Source organism: Anaeromassilibacillus sp. An200 (genome assembly GCF_002160025.1).
Lineage (GTDB): Bacteria > Bacillota > Clostridia > Oscillospirales > Acutalibacteraceae > Caccousia > Caccousia stercoris.
Genome location: NZ_NFJU01000106.1, coordinates 1 through 2,044, shown reverse-complemented (window position 1 = coordinate 2,044; position 2,044 = coordinate 1). Strand labels below are relative to the sequence as shown.

The 2,044-nt window shown below is 55.5% G+C and carries 1 protein-coding gene; it reads right to left on the bottom strand.

All coding sequences use genetic code 11. The features are described 5' to 3' along the window. Positions 1-2,044: LPD25 domain-containing protein (locus tag B5F35_RS18015; protein WP_330396283.1), on the bottom strand; the 2,044-nt coding region annotated here is incomplete at both ends.

Below are 2,044 nucleotides of genomic sequence, written 5' to 3'. Positions count from 1 at the left end.
GTGTCCAGATAGCCTTCCTCTGCTGCAGCTTTCAATACCCACCGGAACACATACTCCACTGTGGCGTGGTTGAACCGGTGCTTGAAGTTGTAACTCACTGTGGAGAAATAATCATTTTGTGGTGGTGTACTTTGCTGCAACAAGGGAAGGATGTCTTGGTACTTGGGATATTGTGCGAGGAAGTCCAGAACGCCCCCGTCACCGTCCCCAATATCCTGGCGCTCGGTGTAGGTGGTGCCATCTGGCATGACCACGGTAAATTTCACCTTGTCATACCCCAGGAACCGAGCATTTTCTGGGTCATCGGATTCGTACCACGCCTGCCAAGTGCCGTATTTTTCAAGAGCAGCCTTTGCACCGGCCACCTGCTCCTCATCCGCCTGTTTCATCAGGGTGTCGAATTCACGGATACCGTAGCGTTTTCCATCTTCAAACACGGGGCTTTCGCTCCACTCGCAGAAGATGTATGGCTCTATGTCGGGAGGGTATTTTTCATTGAAATAGTCCTGGTCCACAGAGGTGAGTTGGTCAAAATCCAGTTCTGCCAGTTCGTTTTGGATGAGTTCGTCCAGGCTCTCATACTGCCTGCGCTCCAAAAACTGCCCGTCCAGGTAACGCTCAATGCGGTAATGGACCAAATCGGCATTGACCTGGATGGGGATTTCCTCATCCGTAACGGTGGTGTAGGCAATGCCCACCTTTTCCAGATCACTGAAATCGGCTGGGCTGCCATACTCAGCCACGCAAAAATCGTTGATAAACTCTTTGGCGATCTCCAGTGAAGCAGGTTCCGGCTCCTCGGACAAAAACTCGCGCTCAATGAAGTCGGCAACATCCTGGCTGTTACCTTTGCCGCCATGAGCACGGTAATCCATCAAGCCTTCTTCGATCAGTTGGCTGGAAGCCGCATATCCGGCCTCCTCCAGATAACCGGCGATTTCTTCTATCTGCGCCTGTTCCGGGGTAAGGGCCGGGGGCAGCTCCGCGATCTGCTCCATACAGAGGGTGATATCCACCGCGATTTCTTCTTCCGGGTCCGCATGGTCCAGGAAGGATTGAAGCAGTCTGCGGATTTCCTCCCGCTGAACAGGGTCATGGAGCTGCTGGGTGATATTCTCCACCGCCTGAGCGTCATCTTCGCCATAGCCCACGCGGGAACCGTCAAACTCTCCCACAAAGCGCAGCACCTGGGCGGCCAGCTCCGGGTAGGGGTCTGCCAGTTCTTCTTTTTGAGGCGGTCCCTGTACCCTGGGCGGCACAGTGAACACCGGCGCGTCTTGGGTGGCGGAAATAGTCATTTCCGAAGTGTCAGCAATCCACTGGATTTCCTCCCGCACTGCCTGGGGCATTTCCTCATCATAAATCGTTACCGTGCGATCCGGCGCGATGTGGGCAACCGTTTTGTAATCCCCGTGTTCTTCCTCCAGCCGGTTCCACACAGTAAGCCCATTTCCCAGATGGCCATAGCCCAAGTCGTAGGCTTTGGCTTGCGGCACGGCAGGAGCCACAGGCTCCTTGTACTCTGCAAAAAGCGTGAAGGTTCCCTGCCGGAAGGCGGTGAGGTTTTCAAATGCCTGCTGGCGCAGGGCATACATCCTGTCATCCTGCGGGGTGGCTTCCCAAATGGGAACCATCATCTGATAGATTTCTTCCACACGGGCCGGGTCGTCAAGCTGCGGCTCAATGAGCTTCACCGCGTCCCAATAGTCAAAGCCAAAGGGATAGGGGTGGGGCTGCTCCTGGGGTACGTTCTCAAAGAAAGTGCGGATATTCCGGGCAAGCTGGTGCTTCTCATACTGCGGCATGGCGGCGCTGTCCTCATCGGTGAGGAACCGCCCCTGGGCGATCATGGCGCTGACGCGCTTTTCCACGGCGGGCCATTTCAGCTCCACCTTGGCGTAGGGGGCGGTGATACTGCCGTGGCTGAAAGAAACGCCTTTACTGAGCTGGTAGGTCACATCGTCATTCCCACCGGAATGGCCGCTGTACTCGCCGTGGTAGTGCTTTAAGAAATTCTCCCGTTCCTTGCGCTCTGTGTGGTTGC